Raw genomic sequence first — 2,098 nt, 5'->3', positions numbered from 1 at the left:
AATAGTATCGGAAACAATCGGTCTCAGGCACAAAAAAGGTAGTGGCTTCCATTACCTACGCGCCTGCAGACCGATTTTTCCGTATTGAACTTAGTCGCGTTACCGAAGCCACTACCTGTGGATTTTTAATGATCTCGATTTTTCTTTATGGTTGATGAATCTTGAACCTTTGATAGTGTCTGTTGGGCACCATTATCAAATCTAAAGTTTTTCTGCATCACAAGCAGGCCTCCTGCTGGAGACCGCTTTTTCGCGTATTCTGTTATCATATCTCAACACAGCATATATTCCCCATCAACTCGAAATGTAGTTACCGGTGCACCACAACACCGACACTTTCGAATGTCATGTTTATAGAGAATCATGATCTTTTCCGCAGTACTTTTCCCTTTCAGTTTCGAAATATACTGCTGGCAACCCAGAAGATTCCGGCAAAGAGTCATTTTTTCTTTTTTACTGCGGCAGGAAAGAAGACCATAGTGGCGGATTCTCATAAATCCTTTCGGAAGCACATGCATCAGAAACATTCGAATAAATGCAGTTCCCAGCACAGATACAGACACCATCTTGCCTTCGTTTTTATAATCTTTTGCTTTATAGATGACATGGTTTCCATCAATCCGCTCAATTCTCCGGTTACTAATGGCAATTCTATGTGTGTAACGGCCAAGATATTTAATGACGGCCAAAGCCCCGTTGAATGCCTCTTTGGTATATACGATCCAGTCTTTTGCATAAAGCTTATTCAAAAGTTCCTTGAATTCATAATGATTTTGGAGATAAGCGGATGAGCCATGATACTCTAATCGGTTGTCTTTATGCAGCTGTTTTAATTCATCAAGATAATACTTTTTAAAGACAGCAGACATTACTTTTACCGGGAAGAAAAGCTTTCCATCCCTATCTTTCCAGTGATTCTCCTGATCAAGGCCACCGCCCAGAACGATGGTATGGAGATGCGGATGATAGTTCATTCGTGAGCCCCAAGTGTGAAGAACACAGATATAGCCCAGTTTTGCACCAAGATATTTTTTATCTGCGGATAATTCGTTCAAAGTCCGGCTTGCTGCATGGTATAGTGCGTCATAAAGTACCTTCTGATTGGAATAAACCAAAGCATACAGTTCCTGAGGTATTGTAAATACGGTATGAAAGTACGTTGTCTCTAATACGTTTTCCTGTTGGAGATCAATCCACTCATCCACCTCCATGCCCTGGCACATCGGACAGTGACGGTTTTTACAGGAATTATAATGAATGTAAGTAGCATGGCAGGACCTGCATTCGCTTACATGTGCTCCCATTTTTGCAGTACGGCATGCCTGAATACATTTCACGGTCAGATGCTGCCGAGGCGAAAAGTTGGAAACTTCAGCCATTTCTGGAAGAAAACGATCAAAAACATCCTGTATGGTTACTTCTTTAGTCATGGGCATTCGCAGCTCCTTCCTTAGAAGCATGGTCCAGCGGACTTTGAATTCCCATCAGAGCTTTGTTGGAAACGTGAATGTAACGATAAGTTGAGTCTGATTTTCGGTGCCCCATCATACTTTGAAGGTACTCCAGAGAAACACCGTGCTCAATCATGTGCGATGCAAAACTGTGCCGCAGAAGATGTGGATGCGCATGAGGCACACCAGCTTCATCACCGATTTTTCGAATCATGTATCGAACCCCGTGTATTCCAAGTGGTTTGTAGGGAGCTTTTAAGCTGACAAACAAATGGTCCCGTTTTCTGGGATTGGATTTCCAGTATTCTACCAATAAATCAGCTGCTTTCTGGGAAAGAATGGTCCAGTGGTCGCGGTGGTTCTTTCCTGCCCGGACATAAACCTGCATCGTGCTGAGATAGATATCCTGAGGGGCGAGGCGACATAGTTCACTTATCCGGAGTCCGGAAGAATAGAGTAATGCAATAATGGCTTTGTTACGAACTTCCCTGGCAACATCAATCATCCTTTCAATATTGCTAAGTTCAGTAACTTCAGGCAGAGCAAGATCGTTGGTCATTCTGGGAACGAAATCCTGATCCCACGGTTTACGCAAAACAAAGCGGTAGAAAAATTTCAGAGAAGAATGAACCGTGTTACAATACTGT

General features: G+C 42.8%; 2 protein-coding genes. Both read right to left on the bottom strand.

All coding sequences use genetic code 11. From position 1 onward, the window contains the following. Positions 1-272: 272 nt before the first annotated feature. Complete coding sequence (locus tag WMO41_RS15740) at positions 273-1,430, bottom strand: IS91 family transposase (protein ID WP_349230581.1); 1,158 nt, start codon at positions 1,428-1,430, stop codon at positions 273-275. Next, the coding region (locus tag WMO41_RS15735; RefSeq protein ID WP_349230580.1) for a tyrosine-type recombinase/integrase at positions 1,423-2,098 on the bottom strand (676 nt) is incomplete at its 5' end. The genes WMO41_RS15735 and WMO41_RS15740, both read right to left, overlap by 8 nt.

The organism is Ventrimonas faecis, from assembly GCF_040096075.1.
GTDB lineage: Bacteria > Bacillota > Clostridia > Lachnospirales > Lachnospiraceae > Brotaphodocola > Brotaphodocola faecis.
This window is presented reverse-complemented; position numbering and strand designations above follow the sequence as displayed.